Below are 17963 nucleotides of genomic sequence, written 5' to 3'. Positions count from 1 at the left end.
CCCCGGCCGGATGGCTCTGAAGTTCCCGCGCGCCCGGGGCGCTCGGGGGCGAGAGGGTGCCCGGCTCCATGGCCCACCTGCGTGGGCGTCGCGGGGCTTGCGGTCGGATCCCGGGTCGACTCGCCCGCCCGGCAGGCATAGTTGCCAATGTGCGCAACTGCTAAAGTCGGCGTCCGGCGGCTCCCTAGTGTCGCTTCCGGAGGCCCGGCCCTGTCCCCCCGTACCGGGGCCGGGCCTCCGGGCCGCACCCGCTCGGCCGTCGTCGCCGGGTGCGGGTGCGCCCGACCGGCTCCTCAGAGGTGACCGATGGACGACGACCACGTCCCGTCGCTGTTCGCGCTACCCCTCGCCCAGGCCCTCGCGCTCCTGGCAGGCCTGGGCTCCGGACTGCTCGTCAACGCCGGGCCCGCATCCGGCACGCACGATCTGATGGTGGTGAACCATCTGGTGGAGGGCGAGCACCTGTACCTGCGGGTGCACCTGCCGCCAGGTCCGGCCGCCGCCTATCCGCTGCGCCTGACCTACCAGGCGCAGCGGATCGACCCGGAGGAACACACCGGCTGGCTGGTGCTGGAGACGGGGGCGGTGCGTCGGGTCACCGGGACCGAGGAGCAGGCCCGCTACCGGGTGCCGATGCGGGCCTGGCCGGACGAGGACAACGAGCACCTGCTGCACCTGCGGATCGAGCAGCTGACCGCGTACCACCTCACCCGCGAGCGGCGCTGAGCGTGGCGCCCCACTTCCGTGCGGGTTGCGTACCGGGGAGGTCGAGGTGGATGGTGGCGGATCGGCGGATCATGCTGCGCGCGGGCGTGCTGGCGGTCGTTGCCCTCGCGGCACCTGCGGCAGCGCCCCAGCCCGTCTGTGCGGCGTACGGGACCCCTGGGGCCTGCACGCCCGAACTGGCCCTGCTGCGACTGAGGGCGGGCAACCGCAAGTGGGTCGCCGACCGGGCCACGCATCCCGATGCCCGCGCGGCGCGACGGGTGGAACTGGCCGGGCACCAGGAGCCGTTCGCGGTGGTGTTCTCCTGCATCGACTCCCGTGTCCCGCCGGAGCTGGTCTTCGACCAGGGCCTGGGCGACCTGATGGTGGTGCGTACGGCGGCGCACACCCATGACCCGCTGGTGGCCGGAAGTCTGGAGTACGGGCCCGCCGAACTGGCCACCCCGCTGCTGGTGGTCCTGGGGCACCAGCGCTGCGGGGCGGTGACCGCCGCCGTGGAGTGCCTGCGCGACGGCAAGCGGCTGCCCGGCCACCTCGCCGACATCGCGCACGACCTGCGCCGCCCCTACGAGGAGGCCCGCCTGCTCGCAGGCCCGCCGGAGCTGCTGGTGGAGGCGACCATCCGTGCCCAGACCCGCCAGACGGTCGCAGCGCTGCGCTGCGACCCTCTGCTGCGTCCGCTGGTGGAGGCCGGGGTGCTGTGGGTGGTCGGCGCGCACTACCGGCTGGACACCGGCGAGGTCACCTTCACGGACTGACCCGGGCTCCGCGGCCCTGGCATGGCGGTTGACGTGGCGTCAGGCCTTCTTGACCACGCTGGACTTGAGCTGCATGGGGCCGAAGCCGTCGACCTTGCAGTCGATGTCGTGGCCGTCGACACCGTCGACCAGGCGGATGTTGCGCACCTTGGTGCCCGCCTTGATCCCGGAGGGGCTGCCCTTGACCTTGAGGGTCTTGACGACGGTCACGGTGTCGCCGTCACTGAGCACGTTGCCGACCGCGTCCTTGACCACGCGCTCGCCGGCCGCGCCGCTGTCCTCGGTGCCGTGCTCGGCCCGGACCCACTCGTTGCCGCACTCGGGGCAGACCATGAGCGCGTTCATCTCGTAGGTGTACTCGCTGGAGCACTTAGGACAGGCAGGCAGGTTCTCACTCATAGCGGCACAATATATGACTTACTCGGGCATCTTGTACCACCCCTGCCGGTGAAGGCCACGGGCCCGGACAGGCGCGGCCTGCGGCGCGGTCAACGCCCGGCGCTTGCATCCGCAGCCGTGGCCACGTGCGGTTCGCTGCCCTGTCCGCTCTCGCGCTCACCCTCGTGGAGCCGGACGCCGAAGGGGCCCCTCTGGCCCGGCGCGGTGGCGCCCAGATGTGGTGCGCCGCCTTTGGTGCGGTGCAGTCCGGGGATCAACAGCGCCCTCCGTCGGGATCGGCCCCGCGCGGATCGGCGAGCCCTGCCGCTGCCGGCGCGGTCTGCACGTCGGGGCGCAGGTTCAGCAGCCCCGTCGCCGCGGCGGCGGTCAGCCGTGGTCCTTGCCGCTCGCGCAGGCCGCACACGACGAGCGGTCCGCGCCCGGCCGGCAGGGTCGAGGCCGCGAAAATGATCGCCTCCTCGCCCTGTGCGTTCAGTCCGCGCAGGGCGGAAAGGTCCAGGACGACAGGACCTGCCGAGCGGGCGCAGACCCACTCGAACGCCCCGTGGAAGCGATGGACCGCGCGTTCGCCGAGGAAGCCGGACAGACGCATGACGCTGGTGCCGTCCTGCTGCTCGTCGTGCCACTGCATGGTCACCGCCGCCGTTCCAGGCCGTACTCCGGGAGCCCGACGCGGCATCGGGCGCGGGGGAGGCGGGGATGTCCCGGATGCCGGCGGCGGCTGGGGCCGCCGGGCGGGGAGTCCGGGCACCAGGTGCCGAAGCCCGGGCACGCCGCAGGCGCCCGGCCACTGCGCATCAGGGAACGCATCCCCATCTCCCTTCCATCCCTCGTAGTTGCCAATATTAGCAACTGTTAAGGTCCTCAGGTATTGCCGCACCGGACCCGAGGCCGGGGCCGTCGAACAGCGGGACGCCCGGCTCGCGGCCCTGTATGCCGTCGACCTCGAAGGCGTCGAACGCGCATGCCGCGCCAGAGGGGCCGGCCTCACCGTGCAGGTTCAGCTGACACTGCCGCGGGCGAGGTGAAGGTCGGTCGCTGAGGTGTCTCGGCGGCCACCAGCAGGTGCCAGGACCGCCCCCGGGTCACCTCGGGACCACAGGAGGATGGCTGTGATTGTGGAGATACGTACGTACCGGCTGAAGCCGGGTACGGGCGGCGAGTTCGTTCGCGTGATGAGGCAGGAGTCCGTGCCGTTGCTGGAGAAGGCCGGCATCCGGGTGGTGGACTGCGGGATGTCCCTGGTCGCCGAGGATGGGCACGAGGAGGCGTACCTGATTCGCACGTTCGCCTCGCTGGAGGAGCATCGTGCACAGGAGGATGCGTTCTACAGCAGTGACGCTTGGCGGCACGGTCCGCGCGAGGCCATCGTGTCCCGGATCGAGAGCTGCCATTCGATCGTTCTCGACGCCTCGGAGTAGTTCGCCCGCCGTGTGGCCGCTGCGACGTGCGCGGTGCCTCGGCCGCCTCGCCGTTGTCCCTGCCGGGGGTCAGGTCCCGTCGGTCGTCGAGATTGCCCGCGGAGTCGAGGACGGTGCACGCAAGCTGCTCTCGTGACCGGCCGCCCGGCACGACCGGTTCTACGGTCCGAAGTCCCGCTGCATGCTCACCGCCGCCCTTTCCCCATGGTCGCCACACCGTCAGGGCGGCGGTGAGCGCGAGGGGTTCCCCGTTGGACGGAGAACGAAGGGAGGCCCAGGTGCCCGGTGGGCCGGGGCACTGGCACCTCACACATGCCCGGGACGACCGCACGTTCCCGGGCGGGCGCGGAGCGATCGGCACCGCCTGACGGCTTCCGGTGAAACACGCACCTGCGCCTCCCTCCATCCCTCGCAGTTGCCAATGTTAGCAACTGGTAAAGTCTTGCGTGCGCAGTCCTTTTGCATCCCCGCACGAGGGCCGCCGCGAGGGCCGCCCCGGAACACCGACCCGGGGCGGCTTTTCGAGAAGCACGGCCCTGCCCGCGCCCAGCACCGGGCGCGATTCAGGAGGACGCAGGATGAGCGATGTCGTGACGAAGGACAGCAACGGCAACGCTGGCGGAGAGCGACTGCGTGACCCTGACCAAGAACCTGGAGGTGAAGGGCCTGGTCTTCACGACCGCCTTCGTGGAGAAGGCCTGACCCCCGTCCGCAGCCTGCAGCACAACAAGAAACTTAAGGAGCCGGTGGCGGACGAGGACTTCGAGTGGACGGTGCGCGAGCGGGCCGAGCGCATCCGCCGTGCCCGGAGCGAGGCCGCCCGGGAGCAGGACGCCTGGACGCTCGCCCTGTGCTCGGTGGAGCTGGAGGAGCTGGAACGGCTCGCCCGCGCACAAGGACTCGACCTCACCCCACCCACCGCAGAGCAGGCGGCCGGCGAGGAGAGCCCGTGAACCTGCGGCGGCCCGCGCGGTGTGAACGGTGACCTGGTTCGGGCTGCTGCGCCCGGCCTACGCCCTGCAGGTGCACGTGCCGCCGTCGGCCGCCCGCGCGCTGTTCAAGGCGGCGGATGCGGTCGAGGGCCGTCTGGTGCTGACGGTCGGGGATCCCGATCCCGACACCGGGCTGTGCTGCGTCACGGTCGACACTGACGGCCCCGACACCCAGGAGCGGCTGCGCGCCCTGCTGCGGGACCGCATGGGCGCCGACCTGGTTCACCTCGGTGACCCCGCCATGACCGCCGCCGCCTCCGGCAAGGTCACCCAGCGGCTGTGCGTTCCGGCGGCCTCGGCCCGCGACCTGGCACTGCTGGACGTCGACGCGGACCTGCGGGTCATCAATCATCTGCTGCTCGACCCCGGCCGGGTGGACGCCTGCACCGGTCGGCGCCGCCGCATCGCGCTGGTCTCCAACGCCTCGGCCGTCCACCGGCTGGGCCCGCTGCCGGCGGAGACCGTGCTGCCCGCGCTGGAGTCGGCCGCCGTGCACCTGCGCCGGGCCACCGGTCTGGACGTCCACCCGCTGCCGCTGGCCGCCGACACCCCGAAGGCGTTCGCGGTGGCGGTGACCGCGATCGCGCCGGGCTTCACCGCCGTCTGCCTGATGCACACCCATCCCGTCCACGCCGACGCCGTGCTCACCGCTCTGGAAGGCGGCCGGACCGCGGCCATCGACACGACCGGACACGCGCACTCCGTCTCGACCCTGGCCGCGGTGTTCACCACTTTCGAACGCAGGCGCATCCGCATCGAGGACGCCACCGTCGTGGTGACCGGAGCCCACCACAACCGCGCTCTGGTGGGCCTGCTGAACACCGCAGGGGTCGGCGAACTCTTCCTCCACGACGGGCACCGCCCGATCACCGAGGCCACCGACGCGGCCGACCTCATCGTCGACCTCACCGGACTGCCCCTGAATGCGGGTGACACCACAGTGCTGCGCGCCCACCCGCAGGAACCGCCCCCGCTGCACCTTGCCGCGCACCGCCCCCACCCCCTGCACGCGCTCCCGGCCCTGCTCACCACCGCCCGTGACCACCGGCCCACCGTCACCGACCTGCTCACCGCCGCCCGTGCGCTGGCCGGCCTCGCCCCGGCCGGACACGTCCTGCCACGGCTGGACCACCCAGGTCTGACCCAGGCCTTGGCCGCCGCCCTGACCGGCCAGAACACCTCCTGATTCGAGCCTGGCCACTCGCGTCCGACACCGCGAACATGGACGTACGTACCGTCCTCGGCCCGGCCCATCTGTGCTCCGGTGCGCCCCCGGCCCCGGTCCTGGCGAAACCTGTTTGCCGAGGCAGCCGGGCCGCGCCCAGACTCGCGGCATGGATGATCAGCAGCCCACCGACTTCTCCGTCAAACCCACGCTGACCGGCGAGTTGGTGCTGCTGCGCCCGTTCGACCTGGCACAGGACGCGGCGGCGATACGCGACTTGCTCACCGATCCCGAGGTCGGGCGTTACACGGACGGCGACCCCGGGACGACGTCCGCGCCGCCGTGGAGCGAGCAGGACGAGCACCGGATGCGCGAGTGGTACGGCAGCCGGGCGCAGCAGACGGACCGGCTGGACCTGGCCGTCGTCGACCGGGCGGGCGGGGGCTGTGTCGGTGAGGTGGTGCTGAACGAGTGGAGCCCGGCCAACCGCAGCTGCGGCTTCCGGATCGCCCTCACCGGGGCCGGCCGTGATCGCGGGCTGGGTACCGAGGCGGTGCGGCTGATCGTGGGTTACGGCTTCGAGCGACTCGGGCTGAACCGGATCTCGCTGACCGTGTTCGACCACAATCCGCGCGGCCGCCGCGCGTACGCGAAGGTCGGCTTCGTCCTGGAGGGCACCCGACGCGAGGCACTGCGCTACGGCGAGGTGTGGGTCGACGACCACGACATGGCGATCCTCGCCTCGCAGTGGCGACAGCACCGGGGATTCCCCGGCGTGCGGGTGCCGTGACGGCATGGCATCCGGCAATGGTGCGGGGGTCGGGTCAGTGGCGGTTGCCGAGGGCGAAGAGCAGGATGACAAAGCCGGCGAACAGGTGGGTGCCGGCGATGTAAACGCAGGCGCGGACCCACATCTGCTTGCGCCTGGCCTTCTCGTCACGGACGGTTTCGCTCACAGCCTCGGCTCCTTCTCACGGGTGACGGGGGCCGCGGCGCGGGGCCGGGGCTTGATGTGGAGGCGTTCGCCGCTGACGAGGGCCCGGGCGAGGCGTTCTTTCAGTGCAGGCAGGTCGAGGACAGTCGACGCGGTGGGCGTGCCGTGGTCGTCGTAGGGGGTGATCTCGAATCGCAACCGGGGGGCTCCTATCGGTTCGGTACAGGCAGTAGGACCCGGACGGTCTTACCCGGGCCCCATGGGGAAGGGGTGACGGCCAGGTGGCCGCCGAAGTCGCGGGCGAGGTCGGTGATCACGCGCAGGCCTCCTGCTTTGGCTGTGGCCGGCTGGTGCGGGTGGTCGTCGGTCACGGCGATCTCCAGCCATCCGGCGCCGAGGCCGAGGGTGAGGCGGATCTGCGGGGAGCGGTCGGCGGCGTGGCGCAGGCAGTTGACGACCAGTTCGGTGACCACCAGCAGTGCGGCGTCCAGGACCGCTGCCCGGGCGGGGATACCCCAGGCGGTGAGGCAGGTGTGGGTGGTGCGGCGGGTCAGGGCGACGGCGGGCGGGGTGTTGGCGAGCTCGGCCTCGTACGTCCGCCGCGCACCGGCGTCGCGGGTTGCCGGCACCTCGCCGGAGCCTTGTGGTCCGGGCCCGTGCGTACGGCCCCACCAGCGGATCGCCATCACGCCTCCGGGCACGTGCGTGGCCGGCGGGGCATCAGTGTGCGGCCTTCGGACGGGGATCTGTGGTGAGCTGCTCGGCGCGGATGATGGCGTCGGGGGTGCTCTTGAAGACCAGACCCTCCGCTTCCAGCGTGTCGAGGACCCCGAGTGCGTCCAGGGTGCGTCGGTGCTCGTCCTGTACGCCGGAGACCAGGACCAGGACGCCGCGCCGGCGGAGTTTGGTGATCACGTCGGCCAGGACGAGGGCGCCGGTGGAGTCGATGGCGGTGACGTGGGACATCCGCAGCACGATCGCCTTCAGGTGGGTGGTCTCGGCGAGTTCGAGCAGGAAGCGGTGGGCGGCGGCGAAGAACAGCGGGCCGTCGATCCGGTAGGCGGCGATGTGCTCGGCCAGCAGCGCCTGCTCCTGCCGGCGGTGGCCGCCCGGCGGCGGGCCGGTGTGCAGCGGCTCCTGCGCGAGGGCGGCGGTGCGGGCGACCTGACGCAGCGCCAGCACCCCGGCCACCAGCAGACCGACGACGACGGCGGTGACCAGGTCGAAGGCCAGGGTGACACCGGCGGTGAGGGCCAGGATCGCGGCCTCACCCCGTCCGGCGCGGGCGAGCGCGCGCAGCGAGGCGACCTCGACCATCCGGACGGCGGTGGCGATCAGGACCCCGGCCAAGGCGGCCAGCGGGATCCCGGACACCAGCGGTGCGGCGGCGAAGACCACCACGGCGAGCACCACGGCGTGCACCAGGGCGGCGAGCCGGGAGGCGGCGCCGGAGCGGACGTTGACGGCGGTGCGGGCGATGGCGCCGGTGGCGGCGACCCCACCGAACAGCGGGACGACGAGGTTGGCCAGGCCCTGGCCGAAGAGTTCGCGGTCGCTGTCGTGGCGCTCGGAGACGCTCATCGCGTCGGCCGCGGTGGCGGACATCAGCGACTCCAGCGCGGCCAGCGCCGCGACCGCGAGCGCGGCCGTCGCCAGGTGCGGCACCGCGCCGAGGTCGAGGAAACCGAGGGAGGGCGCGGGGAGCCCGGCCGGCAGGTGGCCGATGGTCGCCACGTCCAGGTGCGCGAGGCTCGCGACCAGGGTCGCGGCGATGACGGCGAGGAGAGAGAACGGAACGCCCGGGCGCAGGCGCGCGCCGAGCAGCATGACCAGCGCCACCCCGGCGGCCAGCCCCGCAGCGGCGAGGTCGGGGTGGTGCGCGAAGTCGGCCACGGCCTGCCAGGCGGCGACCACCACGTTCTCGGCCTCGCCCGGCTTCGCCCCGAGGGCGGCGGGGACCTGTTGGAGGCCGATCACCCCGGCGATGCCCAAGGTGAAACCTTCCACCACCGGAGCCGGTACGTAGGCCATGAACCGCCCCGCCCCACCGAGCGCGAGGGCGATCAGCAGCACACCGGAGAGCAGACCCACCGTCAGCACCCCGGAGACACCGAACTCGTGGACGATCGGCACCAGCACCACGGTCATCGCCCCGGTGGGCCCGGAGACCTGGAAGTTGGACCCGCCGAACACCGCCGCCAGCGCGCCGGCGATCACAGCGGTGGCCAGCCCCGCCTCGGCGCCCGCGCCGGAGGCGACCCCGAAGCCGAGCGCGAGGGGCAGCGCCACGATCGCCACCGTCAGCCCGGCCAACAGGTCCTTGCGCGGAGAACGCCCCATCGACGCCAGCCCCTGACGGTCCGGCAGCACCGCCCGCACCCGGGCCCCGACCCGACCCGCCACCGGCTTCCGGGCCGTACTCACGCCGACTTCTCCGGCAGGTCGGACTCGCGCAGCTGGGCGAGCAGTTCGCCCTGGTCGGTGATCATCGTGGTGAGGATGCGCCGCGCCGCCCGCAGGAGATCGGCCACGTCGGGAGTGCTCAGCTCGTAGACCACCGTGTTGCCCTCGCGGGTGGCGGTCACCAGGTTGCTGCGGCGCAGCACCGCCAGCTGCTGGGAGAGGCTGGACGCCTCGATCTCCAGCGCCGCCAGCAGTTCACGTACCGGCAGCGGCCCGTCCTGCAGCAGCTCCAGGACCCGGATCCGGGCCGGGTGCCCGAGGGTGCGGAAGAACTCCGCCTTCGCCTGGTACAGCGGGACAGCCATGTCGTTCAGTCCTCTTCCTCTTCGTCCGCCCCGTGGTCGAGGACGATGCCGTGGTGAGCGGCGATCCGCAGCAACTGCGTGATCCGCCCCGCGTACGCCTGCACCCCGTCGTCGTCACCGACCGCCCGAGCCGCAGCCAGCTCACGGCGGGCCTCGGCGAGCTGCTCCCGCAGCTCCTGGTCGAACACGTCGCTCACCATTCATCCCTCCCGTGCCCCGGCCGGGTGGGCCGAGCCTGCTGTCACTCCGAATGCAGGAACCATCATCTATGGATGTGAAGAATTCTTCAACTCGCGATCATTGCAGACCATCATGCGGTCACGCCGGGTCGATCCCGATCAACACCGGCCGTCTCATCGCCAGGGGCCTGCCGCCCGCCTAACCTCCGGATGTCAGCAACCGATACGGAGGGGCGGATGTCAGACATCGAGAGCGCACTCAAGGACGCGATGACCATCGACGGTGCCCTGGGCGCGGCCGTCGTCGACGTCGACAGTGGCATGGCCCTGGGCACGATGGGAGCCGTCCGGGACCTGGAACTCGCGGCGGCCGCCAGCACCGACCTGGTCCGCGCCACCCGCCGCACCGCGGACCTGACCGGCCTCGGCGACGAGCGGGTCGAGGACGTCCTGACCACCCTCACCCGCCAGTACCACCTGATCCGCCCGCTCACCCACTCCAACGGTGCGTTGACCCTCTACCTGGTGCTCGACCGCGCCCGCGCCAATCTCGCAATGGCCCGCCACCGGCTACGCCTGATCGAGGACGCCCTGGCGCTCTGACCCCGACACGGTGAAGGCGTGTCAGAGGGGGGAGGCAAGGACAGTGTCCTCGGCCGTGAGCGCATGGACTTCCTGCTCCTCCTCCCCGGGGCCGTACGAATCGTCGTGGAAGTCGACGGCAAACAGCCTGGACCATGGCCCGGTCGGCAGGTGGCACGGGGGCGGTGGCCGTCGCGTGAGGATCAATCTTGGTGCTCCCCGGACGTACATCTGCCAGGCTGCCGACGAAGGCGCCCTGATCCGCCTGCCAGGCATCGACGAGCACCACGCCCCAGAGGTCGTCCAGGAGGACCTCTATCGCCGGGTCGTCTACGGCACTGGTGATGACGCGGTGATTTCGGAGCTGTTCGGCCTGGAAACCCTGTTCTCCAGCCGTGCCGAGCGCGAGCGTCGGCGCCTGGTGGCTCTGGAGCGCAAGGTGTATGCGCAGACCACTACCCCTGAAGAGGACGAGGAGTACCGTCAGCTGACCGACCTACTGACTAGTGCCGTGCCCGGGTTGCCGAGGTGTCGGCACGGCTGGAACAGTACCGATGATCCCCCTCCAACGTGTCGAACTCCCCACACGGGCACAGAGGCTGCTCGCCACGTGGACGGCCAGCGTCGAGACGGCCGGCGGCACAACGGCAGCCGCACGCGAACATTGGACCAGGGCCAAGGCGCCCAAGGGCCACGTACGCACCGCGCTGGAACGCATGGCCCGTGGCGCGGCGCGCTGCATGTGCTGCGACGACAGCAGGGCCACGGACATCGACCACTTCCGGCCGCTCGACAACGCGCCGCACCGGGCCTTCGTGTGGCTGAACCACCTGCTCGCCTGCTCCTGGTGCAACAGCAACGAGAAACGGGAGCAGTATCCGGTGGATGCGGCGACTGGAGCCTGTCTGCTGGCCGACCCCACGGCGGAAGACCCCGCTGACCATCTGGAGCTACTCCTGGGCAGCGGCGAGTACACGGCGGTCGACGGATCCCCCAAGGGCGAGGCCACCATCAGCGTTTTCGGCCTCAACCGCCATGACCTCGTGAGAGGACGCCAAGCTGCCTTCCGGAGGGCCTGCTCGAACATGCGGGACTGGCATAACCTGGTCGAGGATGACGACCCCGAAGCTGACGAGTTGGCTCAGGCGTTGCAGGACTCGCCCTTCATCGACGTTGTCCACGCCATGACCCGCCTTGACCCGGGCCTGGCTCCCAAGGTCGTCGGCCAGCGGACCGTACCGGCACTCGACGCATGGCGAACCGCGTTCGGGATCTGAAGAGCTCGTTCGGGAGCAGCAGCAGCAGCGTGGCGGGTCGGGGCAGCGCCAGCTGCCGCCGAATTCTCGGCGATCACATCGGCGAGTACGGTACGGTCGGCCCATCCGTCGATGCCCGAAGGCTGCCATGGTGTCCAGGAGAGACTTGATCCGGGTTCCTGCACTCACCGAGATCGCCCCCGGTTCCTGCACCGTGGTCGCGGACCATCCGGCCTTCGGTCGCTAGAAGCAGGTGGCGGGGGACTCGGACCAACCCGAGGTGTAGGAGCCGTTCTTGTACCACATGCGGGTGTAGTAGCAGTAGCCCGGAACGCCGCCCGAGTAGATGTCCCCCCGGTAGTAGCCGGTGCCCGGGCCGACCACGCCGACGTCGACCGCGTTGCTGAACTGGGTGGGCTCACCGGCCTGCCACGCGGGCTTCCAGCCGACCTGGAGGTAGATCCGGATGTCGGTCTGCGGGCTGTTGACGTAGCCGTACGCGTCCGAGCCGTTGTAGACGATGTTGCACGGGTTGAGCTGGACACCGCTCGGGTAGGCGCCGTAGGGCGTGTAGCCGCGGCAGCCGCCGCTGGTGGCGGCGCTGGCGGTGCCGGAGGCGGTCAGCGGCAGCAGTGCGCCGACCGCGAGGGCGACGGCGAGTCCCGCCTTGGCCCGGCGACTGGTCTTCCTCATGGGGTACCCCTCCCTGGGCCGGCGGCACCCCGCCGGCCGTAGCTTGGACGGCCCGCCCCCGATGGCCCGGGGCGCCGCCGAGGGGAGATGCTGCCACCGGGCCGGGGCGGCCGGCAGCAGGCTCGGACCACCCCGGACGGACCCGGACACCCGGACACCCGGACGGCCGCTACACGTCCTTGCGGGTCAGCGAGCGGTGGCCGAGCCAGAGCAGGGCGACCGTCCAGACGGCCATCAGGAGCAGGCCGGTCCAGTGGCCGAAGGCGACGTGCGGGTCGGACAGTTGCTTCCAGGCGTACTGGCCGGCCCGGTCCGGGAGGTACTGGGCGACGACCCGGACGCCCGGGATGGCGGCCAGGGCGGTGGTGCCGAAGAAGACCAGCGGGGTGAGCAGGCCGAGGGCGGCGCTGAGGTTGCGGAAGCAGGCGGTGACGGCGAAACAGATCAGCACCAGCATCGGGCAGTAGAGGACCCCGGCCACGGCGGTGCGGAGCATGCCGGGGGCGGAGAGGTCGAGGCCGGTGGTGTTGGCGACCACGAGCATGGAGCCGCCGGTGGTGAGCAGTCCGGCCAGCAGGCCGAGGCCGGCGCCGAGCAGGGCCTTGGCGGCGTAGAGGCGGCCGCGCCTCGGGACGGCGGTGAGCGAGGCGCGGATGCTGCCGGAGTTGAACTCCTGGCCGATCAGCAGGATGCCGAGGCAGGCCAGCGGGACCTGGCCGAAGTTGAAGCCGTAGAAGATGCCGATGCTCTTGTCCTCGGTGAGCGAGCTGTCGGAGGCGTAGTTCACGTTCACCAGGAAGGTGATGCCGACGCTGAGGACGACGGAGACGATCGGGGCGGACCACTGGGAGATCAGGGTGGTGAGCTTGGTCCACTCGGAGCGCAGCACGAGGGCGTGGGTGGTCATGCCGCCACCGCCCGGTACTCGACGCTGTCCGCGGTCATCCGCATGAAGGCCTCCTCCAGCGAGTCCTGTTGGCTCGCGATCTCGTACAGGACGACGCCGTGCGCGGCGGCGTACCGGGCGAACTCCTCGCCGCTCACCCCGTCGACCTCCCAGGCGCCGTCCCCGGCCGGGGTGGCGGAGAGGGAGGTCTCGGCCATCAGCCGGGCCAGCTTCTCCGGGTCGACGGCGCGCACCCGCAGCCGGGGGCGGCCGTGCTCGGCGATGAAGGCGTCCAGGGTGGAGTCGGCCAGCAGGCGGCCCCGGCCGATGACCACCAGGTGATCCGCCGTCAGGGCCATCTCCGTCATCAGGTGTGAGGAGACCAGCACCGAGCGGCCCTCGGCGGCCAGGGCGCGCAGCAGGGTGCGGATCCACCGGATGCCTTCGGGGTCCAGGCCGTTGACCGGCTCGTCCAGCAGCAGCGCCGGCGGGTCGCCGAGCAGCGCCGCCGCGACGCCGAGCCGCTGGCGCATGCCGAGCGAGAAGCCGCGGACCCGGCGCCCGGCCGCCCCGTCCAGACCGACCTGTTCCAGCACCTCGGCCACCCGCCGGTCGGGGAGGCCGTTGCTGCGGGCCAGGCAGAGCAGATGGCCCCGGGCGGTGCGGCCGCCGTGCACCGCGTTGGCGTCCAGTAGGGCGCCCAAGGTGCGGAGCGGGTCGGTCAGTTCGGTGTACGGGCGGCCGTCGACCAGGGCCCGGCCGGCGGTCGGGCGGTCCAGGCCGAGGACCATCCGCATGGTGGTGGTCTTGCCGGCGCCGTTCGGGCCGAGGAAGCCGGTCACCGAGCCGGGGCGGACCTCGAAGGAGAGGTCGTCCACGGCTCGGGTCCGTCCGTAGGTCTTGCTCAGGCCCTGGACCTGGATCACGTTCGCCTCCTCGGCGTTGTCGATGTGCTCCATTCCAGCCGGGGCGGGGGTGCGGGGGGATCCCGCCGGGGAGGGGACGGCCTCCCTCTCGGGAGGGAGCCGGGGGTGGCAACGGGGCTGGCACGATGGGCGGGTGCTCAAGAGGATCTTCGCCCCGCTGCTCTCGCCGGTCACCTACGCCCGCTGGCTCCACCTGGTGGTGGGCATGGTCTTCGCGGGGGTGGTGCTGATGGTGTACCCGGGCGTCGAACCCGGGGTCGGGTTGGCCGAACTGCTCGCCAGGTGGGCGGCGCTGGTGTCGGTGCTGCTGGTGCTGATCGCGCAGATCCCGGCGGTCCGGCGGGCCGAGGGGGTGCAGGCGCGGCTGCTGCTGGTGCCGGAGCGGGAGGAGGAGATCGGTGCCACCTCCTCGGTGGGCTGGACCGACCGGCGGCGGACGGCCGCCTGGCTGCTGGGCCGGGTCGCCCTCGGCGTGCCGGTGGGCTACGTCTCGCTGTTCGGGGTGGCCGGGTCGGTCTCGACCGTCTCGTACGTGGTGACGGGCCGGCACCCGGAGCCGTTTGGTCTCCAACTGCCGGAGGCCGTAACGCCGTTGGTCTACCTGCCGTGCGTCGCGTTGGCGCTGGTGGCGCTGACCTGGTTCGTCTCGCTGGCCGGTCGGGTGCAACTGGCCATGGCGGTCCGGTTGTTGGGGCCTTCCCCGGCGGAGCGGCTGGCCGAGGTGGAGCAGCGGGCCGAGCGTCTGCTCGAACGGAACAGGCTGGCAAGGGAGTTGCACGACTCGATCGGGCACGCGCTCACCGTCACGGTGCTCCAGGCGGGCGCGGCGCGGGAGGTGGCCGACCCGACCTTCGTGGCGAAGGCGCTGGAGGTGATCGAGGAGACCGGCCGCCGGGCGATGGACGACCTGGAGCGCACCCTGGTGCTGCTGCGGGACAGCGCGGACGGCTCGGCGGTGGAGCAGCCGGGGGTGGAGCAGGTGGCCGGGCTGCTCGACACCGCCCGGGCGGCCGGCAGCCCGGTGGTGGCGGTGGTCGCGGTGGCGCCCGGAGCGCTCCCGGGAGTGCTCTCCCGGGAGTCGTACCGGATCGTCCAGGAGGCCGTCACCAACGCCCTCAAGTACGCCCCCGGGCAGCCGATCACCCTCCGACTCGCCACCGAGGACGGGGACTTGCTCATCCGCAGCACCAACGGGCGCTCGGCGGAGGGCGGTTCGCGGCGGGGCGGGGGCAAGGGCCTGCGCGGCATCCGGGAGCGGGCCACCCTGCTGGGCGGGGAGGCCGTGGCCGGCTGGGAGGGGGAGGAGTGGGTGCTCTCGGTGCGGCTGCCGCTACGGTTGTCGGCATGATCGACATCCTGCTGGTGGACGACGAGGAGCTGGTCCGGGCCGGGCTGCGGGCCGTGCTGGAGGCCCAGGGCGACCTCCGGGTGATCGGCGAGGCGGCGGACGGTGCGGAGGCGATGGTGCTGGCCCGCACCCTGCGGCCGCAGGTGGTGCTGATGGACGTCCGGATGCCGGAGGTGGACGGGCTGAGCGCGACCCGGGCGATCCTGGCGGCGGGCGGTGCGGTGGGCGGTGCGGCGGCCCCGAAGATCCTGGTGGTCACCACCTTCGAGAACGACGACTACGTCTACGAGGCGCTGCGGGCCGGCGCCGACGGCTTCCTGCTCAAGCGTTCGCGGCCGGCCGAGATCGCGCACGCGGTGCGGCTGGTGGCGGCGGGGGAGTCGCTGCTCTTCCCGGCCGCGATCCGCCGGCTGGCGGGGGAGCGGGCCAACCGTCCGGCCCGGGAGGCGCTGGACCGGGCCGGGCTGACGGAGCGTGAGGCGGAGGTGCTGCGGCTGGTGGCGCAGGGGCTGTCGAACGGGGAGATCGCGGAGCGGCTCTTCCTCGGCGTGCAGACCGTCAAGACGCACGTCAGCAGCGTGCTCGCGAAGCTCGGCGCGCGGGACCGGACGCAGGCGGTGATCGTGGCGTACGAGTCGGGGTTCGTGCCGAGGTAGTGCGCGGGCGCCTGGCTGCGCGCGCCGTCGTCATCATGTGGATTTTGGGGTGGTATGTCTGAATTCATGACACGACGGGTCGCGGTGGCGGGTTGTACGGCGGTGGCGCTCGGGGCGTTGGCGATGGTGCCCTCGATGGCGGTGGGCCCGAGGGCGGTCGACCCGAGCGCGCTCTCCACCTCGGAGCTGGTGAAGCTCACCAACCAGAAGGTGGACCCGATCGGGATGACCGCGTTCAGCGGCATCTACGGCACGGCGGACAGCGTGGCCTTCGGTGACGCCGACAACGGGGACTTCAGCGACCCGGACGGGGTGCTCACCAAACTCACCATCGCCACCCAGGTCAGCCGGACCGACGCGGCCGAGAGCAAGATCTACGGCCAGGCCCAGCTGACCGATCTGGAGATGATCCACAACACCAGGCCGCTGGTGAGCATCCGGGCGGCCCCGGGTGGGAGCGGGGTGGCGGCGATCGACTCCTACGCGGAGTGCGTGCCGCCGCCGATCGGCCCATACGCGCTGGCGTACAACCGGACGGACGCGGCGCAGATCACGGTGCTGGGACAGCGGGTCGGCGTCGGTACCACGCAGCTCGCGGTCACCGGCGCGGACTTCAACGAACCGAACATCGGGGCCAGCACGCTGACGGTGGTGGTGACGCCGCATCAGGACCCGCCCACGCAGAGCCGGCAGTACGACGCGTCGGCGTGGTTGGACATCGCGGTCAGCGGGGTGCTCAACGACACGACCGGTGCCCAGGTGTACCAGGGGGACATCAGTACGCTGCGGCTGGGCGAAGTGCACGCGCGCTGCAAGGACAACACCACGCCTACGCCTACGCCGACTCCCACACCTACGCCCACACCTACGCCTACGCCTACGCCGACTCCCACACCTACGCCCACGCCTACGCCGACGCCGACACCAACGCTCACGCCGACACCCACGCCGAGTCCCGCCCCCACGCCCAGCCAGTCGGTGACGCCGACACCCGGCCCGACGCGGAGCAGCGCCCCGCCGGTGCCCGTGCCACCGATCGACGGTGGTGACGGGAGCCTGCCGGAGACGGGTGCGGGCGGGTGGCAGCGCCCGGTGCTGGGTGCCGCGGTGCTCGGGCTGGTGGGTGCCGGGCTGGTGGTGGCGGGTCGGCGGCTGCGGCGGCGCTGATCAGGCCGGGTAGGCGTGGGTCTGGGCCGCCTTGACGGTGGCCCAGACCGCGGTGCCCGGCGCCAGGTCGAGTTCGGCGGCGGCCGCCGGGGTGAGGTCGGCGGCCAGTTCGAGCGGCCCGGCCAGGTCCACCCGGACCTGGTCGCCGTGCAGGTCGAGGCCGGTGACCTCCAGCTGCCAGACGTTGCGGGCGCTGGAGTCCGGCCGGGAGCGGTGCAGTTCCACGGCGGCGGGCGGGAAGGCGACGAAGGCCGGCCCGGTGAGCTCCTCGCTGGTGGTGAGGGAGGGGCCGCCGCCGGGAAGGGTGACGGTGTGTCCGGAGGCCTCCCCCTGGTAGAGGTTGAGGCCTACCAGGCGGGCGATGTAGTCGGTCCGGGGGTGCCGGGCGATCTCGGCCGGCGGGCCGGACTGCACCTCGCGCCCCTCCTCCACCACCACGAGCCGGTCGGCCAGCACCATCGCGTCCAGCGGATCGTGGGTGACCAGTACGGCCACCGCCTCGAACTCGGCTAGGTGGCGCCGGAGTTGGGCCCGGACGTCCAGCCGGGTCCGGGCGTCCAGGGCGGCGAGCGGCTCGTCCAGCAGGAGCAACCGGGGGCGTACGGCGAGCGCGCGGGCGAGCGCGACGCGCTGGGCCTGTCCGCCGGAGAGCCCGCCGGGGCGGGCCTGGGCGTGCTCGGCCAGGCCCATCCGCTCCAGCCAGGGGAGGGCGGCCTCGCGGGAGGCGCGGCGGTTCATGCCCTGGCAGCGGAGCCCGAAGGCGACGTTGTCGAGGGCGGAGAGGTGGGGGAAGAGCAGGTAGTCCTGGAAGACGACACCGACGGGGCGGGACTCGGCGGGCGTGTGGATGCCCTTGGCCGGCACCTCCAGCGGGCCGCCGTCCAGCTCCAGGTGACCACCCGTCAGCGGCAGCAGCCCCGCGAGGGCGCGCAGCGCGGTGGACTTCCCGGCGCCGTTGGGGCCCAGCAGCGCGACCACCTCCCCGGGGGCGGCGGCGAGTTCGAGGTCCAGCCGGAACCCGGCCCGGCCCGCCTGGGCGCTGCGCTCGACGATGAGACGGGCATCAAGCGACATGGGCAACCTCTGGGGAATCGACTGCGCCCCGCT

General features: G+C 72.2%; 23 protein-coding genes. 11 read left to right on the top strand and 12 right to left on the bottom strand.

What is annotated here, in order from left to right; translation table 11 throughout:
• The first annotated feature begins 306 nt into the window (after nt 1–306).
• Both ACZ6ZR_RS04230 and ACZ6ZR_RS04225 read left to right on the top strand, forming a co-directional pair.
• Nucleotides 307–726, top strand: a complete 420-nt coding sequence (locus tag ACZ6ZR_RS04230; protein WP_465639165.1) for a hypothetical protein — start codon at nt 307–309, stop codon at nt 724–726.
• Between the two features lie 50 nt (nt 727–776).
• A complete protein-coding gene (locus ACZ6ZR_RS04225; RefSeq protein WP_465639164.1) occupies nt 777–1484 on the top strand; it encodes a carbonic anhydrase in 708 nt (235 codons plus the stop codon).
• A gap of 39 nt (nt 1485–1523) precedes the next feature.
• On the opposite strand, the gene ACZ6ZR_RS04220 is transcribed toward ACZ6ZR_RS04225, so the two are convergent.
• Nucleotides 1524–1883 carry a zinc ribbon domain-containing protein YjdM gene (locus tag ACZ6ZR_RS04220; protein WP_465639162.1) on the bottom strand — a complete coding sequence of 120 codons (360 nt, stop codon included), beginning with the start codon at nt 1881–1883 and terminating at the stop codon, nt 1524–1526.
• 253 nt (nt 1884–2136) lie between these two features.
• Nucleotides 2137–2514, bottom strand: coding sequence for an STAS domain-containing protein (locus ACZ6ZR_RS04215; RefSeq protein WP_465639206.1), 378 nt, complete (start codon nt 2512–2514; stop codon nt 2137–2139).
• 487 nt (nt 2515–3001) lie between these two features.
• Here ACZ6ZR_RS04215 and ACZ6ZR_RS04210 point away from each other — a divergent pair, with 487 nt between their 5' ends.
• From ACZ6ZR_RS04210 to ACZ6ZR_RS04195, 4 genes are all read left to right on the top strand, one after another.
• Complete coding sequence (locus ACZ6ZR_RS04210; RefSeq protein WP_465639160.1) at nt 3002–3304, top strand: NIPSNAP family protein; 303 nt, start codon at nt 3002–3004, stop codon at nt 3302–3304.
• Nucleotides 3305–4050: 746 nt separating this feature from the next.
• Entirely contained in the window at nt 4051–4257 is a 207-nt protein-coding gene (locus ACZ6ZR_RS04205) for a hypothetical protein (protein ID WP_465639159.1), read from the top strand.
• A gap of 28 nt (nt 4258–4285) precedes the next feature.
• On the top strand, nt 4286–5482 hold the full coding sequence (locus ACZ6ZR_RS04200) for a malic enzyme-like protein (RefSeq protein ID WP_465639157.1): 1197 nt from the start codon (nt 4286–4288) through the stop codon (nt 5480–5482).
• Between the two features lie 148 nt (nt 5483–5630).
• Nucleotides 5631–6251, top strand: coding sequence for a GNAT family N-acetyltransferase (locus ACZ6ZR_RS04195; protein ID WP_465639155.1), 621 nt, complete (start codon nt 5631–5633; stop codon nt 6249–6251).
• 34 nt (nt 6252–6285) lie between these two features.
• Here the strand turns inward: ACZ6ZR_RS04195 and ACZ6ZR_RS04190 are convergent, their stop codons facing one another.
• The 6 genes from ACZ6ZR_RS04190 to ACZ6ZR_RS04165 all read right to left on the bottom strand — a co-directional run bounded on the left by ACZ6ZR_RS04190 (nt 6286) and on the right by ACZ6ZR_RS04165 (nt 9363).
• On the bottom strand, nt 6286–6417 hold the full coding sequence (locus ACZ6ZR_RS04190) for a DUF6126 family protein (RefSeq protein ID WP_465639153.1): 132 nt from the start codon (nt 6415–6417) through the stop codon (nt 6286–6288).
• Nucleotides 6414–6593, bottom strand: coding sequence for a hypothetical protein (locus ACZ6ZR_RS04185; protein WP_465639151.1), 180 nt, complete (start codon nt 6591–6593; stop codon nt 6414–6416). The genes ACZ6ZR_RS04190 and ACZ6ZR_RS04185 overlap by 4 nt, the downstream gene beginning before the upstream one ends.
• 11 nt (nt 6594–6604) lie before the next feature.
• A complete protein-coding gene (locus tag ACZ6ZR_RS04180) occupies nt 6605–7024 on the bottom strand; it encodes an ATP-binding protein (protein WP_465639149.1) in 420 nt (139 codons plus the stop codon).
• Nucleotides 7025–7115: 91 nt separating this feature from the next.
• Nucleotides 7116–8735 (bottom strand): SulP family inorganic anion transporter, encoded by a 1620-nt coding sequence (locus tag ACZ6ZR_RS04175; RefSeq protein ID WP_465639205.1) that lies wholly within the window; start codon nt 8733–8735, stop codon nt 7116–7118.
• 80 nt (nt 8736–8815) lie between these two features.
• Nucleotides 8816–9163, bottom strand: a complete 348-nt coding sequence (locus ACZ6ZR_RS04170; protein ID WP_465639147.1) for an ArsR/SmtB family transcription factor — start codon at nt 9161–9163, stop codon at nt 8816–8818.
• A gap of 5 nt (nt 9164–9168) precedes the next feature.
• On the bottom strand, nt 9169–9363 hold the full coding sequence (locus ACZ6ZR_RS04165) for a hypothetical protein (protein ID WP_465639146.1): 195 nt from the start codon (nt 9361–9363) through the stop codon (nt 9169–9171).
• A gap of 216 nt (nt 9364–9579) precedes the next feature.
• On the opposite strand from ACZ6ZR_RS04165, the gene ACZ6ZR_RS04160 reads away from it, so the two are divergent.
• Nucleotides 9580–9945, top strand: a complete 366-nt coding sequence (locus ACZ6ZR_RS04160) for a roadblock/LC7 domain-containing protein (RefSeq protein ID WP_465639145.1) — start codon at nt 9580–9582, stop codon at nt 9943–9945.
• Nucleotides 9946–10478: 533 nt separating this feature from the next.
• Complete coding sequence (locus tag ACZ6ZR_RS04155; RefSeq protein ID WP_465639143.1) at nt 10479–11201, top strand: HNH endonuclease family protein; 723 nt, start codon at nt 10479–10481, stop codon at nt 11199–11201.
• Between the two features lie 222 nt (nt 11202–11423).
• On the opposite strand, the gene ACZ6ZR_RS04150 is transcribed toward ACZ6ZR_RS04155, so the two are convergent.
• The 3 genes from ACZ6ZR_RS04150 to ACZ6ZR_RS04140 form a co-directional block, all read right to left on the bottom strand.
• Nucleotides 11424–11873, bottom strand: coding sequence for a hypothetical protein (locus tag ACZ6ZR_RS04150; protein WP_465639142.1), 450 nt, complete (start codon nt 11871–11873; stop codon nt 11424–11426).
• Between the two features lie 169 nt (nt 11874–12042).
• The gene (locus tag ACZ6ZR_RS04145; RefSeq protein ID WP_465639140.1) at nt 12043–12780 is read right to left on the bottom strand and encodes a hypothetical protein; all 738 of its coding nucleotides are present in this window, start codon (nt 12778–12780) and stop codon (nt 12043–12045) included.
• The gene (locus tag ACZ6ZR_RS04140; protein WP_465639203.1) at nt 12777–13685 is read right to left on the bottom strand and encodes an ABC transporter ATP-binding protein; all 909 of its coding nucleotides are present in this window, start codon (nt 13683–13685) and stop codon (nt 12777–12779) included. The genes ACZ6ZR_RS04145 and ACZ6ZR_RS04140 overlap by 4 nt, the downstream gene beginning before the upstream one ends.
• 133 nt (nt 13686–13818) lie before the next feature.
• Here ACZ6ZR_RS04140 and ACZ6ZR_RS04135 point away from each other — a divergent pair, with 133 nt between their 5' ends.
• The 3 genes from ACZ6ZR_RS04135 to ACZ6ZR_RS04125 all read left to right on the top strand — a co-directional run bounded on the left by ACZ6ZR_RS04135 (nt 13819) and on the right by ACZ6ZR_RS04125 (nt 16856).
• A complete protein-coding gene (locus ACZ6ZR_RS04135) occupies nt 13819–15033 on the top strand; it encodes a sensor histidine kinase (protein WP_465639139.1) in 1215 nt (404 codons plus the stop codon).
• Complete coding sequence (locus ACZ6ZR_RS04130) at nt 15030–15689, top strand: response regulator (RefSeq protein ID WP_465639138.1); 660 nt, start codon at nt 15030–15032, stop codon at nt 15687–15689. The genes ACZ6ZR_RS04135 and ACZ6ZR_RS04130 overlap by 4 nt, the downstream gene beginning before the upstream one ends.
• Before the next feature lie 66 nt (nt 15690–15755).
• Nucleotides 15756–16856, top strand: coding sequence for a hypothetical protein (locus ACZ6ZR_RS04125; protein WP_465639136.1), 1101 nt, complete (start codon nt 15756–15758; stop codon nt 16854–16856).
• Here ACZ6ZR_RS04125 and ACZ6ZR_RS04120 read toward each other — a convergent pair whose 3' ends face one another.
• On the bottom strand, nt 16857–17930 hold the full coding sequence (locus ACZ6ZR_RS04120; RefSeq protein ID WP_465639135.1) for an ABC transporter ATP-binding protein: 1074 nt from the start codon (nt 17928–17930) through the stop codon (nt 16857–16859).
• Nucleotides 17931–17963 lie beyond the last annotated feature (33 nt).

Source organism: Kitasatospora sp. NPDC088742 (assembly GCF_055584905.1).
Note: the sequence above shows the minus strand (reverse complement) of the source record. Positions and strands in the feature narration are given on the sequence as shown.

Excerpts from the sequence above, each read along its gene's own strand:
- ACZ6ZR_RS04230 (WP_465639165.1), top strand. The coding sequence starts at position 307 with ATGGACGACGACCACGTCCCGTCGCTGTTCGCGCTACCCCTCGCCCAG.
- ACZ6ZR_RS04225 (WP_465639164.1), top strand. The coding sequence starts at position 777 with ATGGTGGCGGATCGGCGGATCATGCTGCGCGCGGGCGTGCTGGCGGTC.
- ACZ6ZR_RS04220 (WP_465639162.1), bottom strand. The coding sequence starts at position 1,883 with ATGAGTGAGAACCTGCCTGCCTGTCCTAAGTGCTCCAGCGAGTACACC.
- ACZ6ZR_RS04215 (WP_465639206.1), bottom strand. The coding sequence starts at position 2,514 with ATGCAGTGGCACGACGAGCAGCAGGACGGCACCAGCGTCATGCGTCTG.
- ACZ6ZR_RS04195 (WP_465639155.1), top strand. The coding sequence starts at position 5,631 with ATGGATGATCAGCAGCCCACCGACTTCTCCGTCAAACCCACGCTGACC.
- ACZ6ZR_RS04175 (WP_465639205.1), bottom strand. The coding sequence starts at position 8,735 with ATGGGGCGTTCTCCGCGCAAGGACCTGTTGGCCGGGCTGACGGTGGCG.
- ACZ6ZR_RS04170 (WP_465639147.1), bottom strand. The coding sequence starts at position 9,163 with ATGGCTGTCCCGCTGTACCAGGCGAAGGCGGAGTTCTTCCGCACCCTC.
- ACZ6ZR_RS04165 (WP_465639146.1), bottom strand. The coding sequence starts at position 9,363 with ATGGTGAGCGACGTGTTCGACCAGGAGCTGCGGGAGCAGCTCGCCGAG.
- ACZ6ZR_RS04160 (WP_465639145.1), top strand. The coding sequence starts at position 9,580 with ATGTCAGACATCGAGAGCGCACTCAAGGACGCGATGACCATCGACGGT.
- ACZ6ZR_RS04155 (WP_465639143.1), top strand. The coding sequence starts at position 10,479 with ATGATCCCCCTCCAACGTGTCGAACTCCCCACACGGGCACAGAGGCTG.
- ACZ6ZR_RS04150 (WP_465639142.1), bottom strand. The coding sequence starts at position 11,873 with ATGAGGAAGACCAGTCGCCGGGCCAAGGCGGGACTCGCCGTCGCCCTC.
- ACZ6ZR_RS04145 (WP_465639140.1), bottom strand. The coding sequence starts at position 12,780 with ATGACCACCCACGCCCTCGTGCTGCGCTCCGAGTGGACCAAGCTCACC.
- ACZ6ZR_RS04130 (WP_465639138.1), top strand. The coding sequence starts at position 15,030 with ATGATCGACATCCTGCTGGTGGACGACGAGGAGCTGGTCCGGGCCGGG.
- ACZ6ZR_RS04125 (WP_465639136.1), top strand. The coding sequence starts at position 15,756 with ATGACACGACGGGTCGCGGTGGCGGGTTGTACGGCGGTGGCGCTCGGG.
- ACZ6ZR_RS04120 (WP_465639135.1), bottom strand. The coding sequence starts at position 17,930 with ATGTCGCTTGATGCCCGTCTCATCGTCGAGCGCAGCGCCCAGGCGGGC.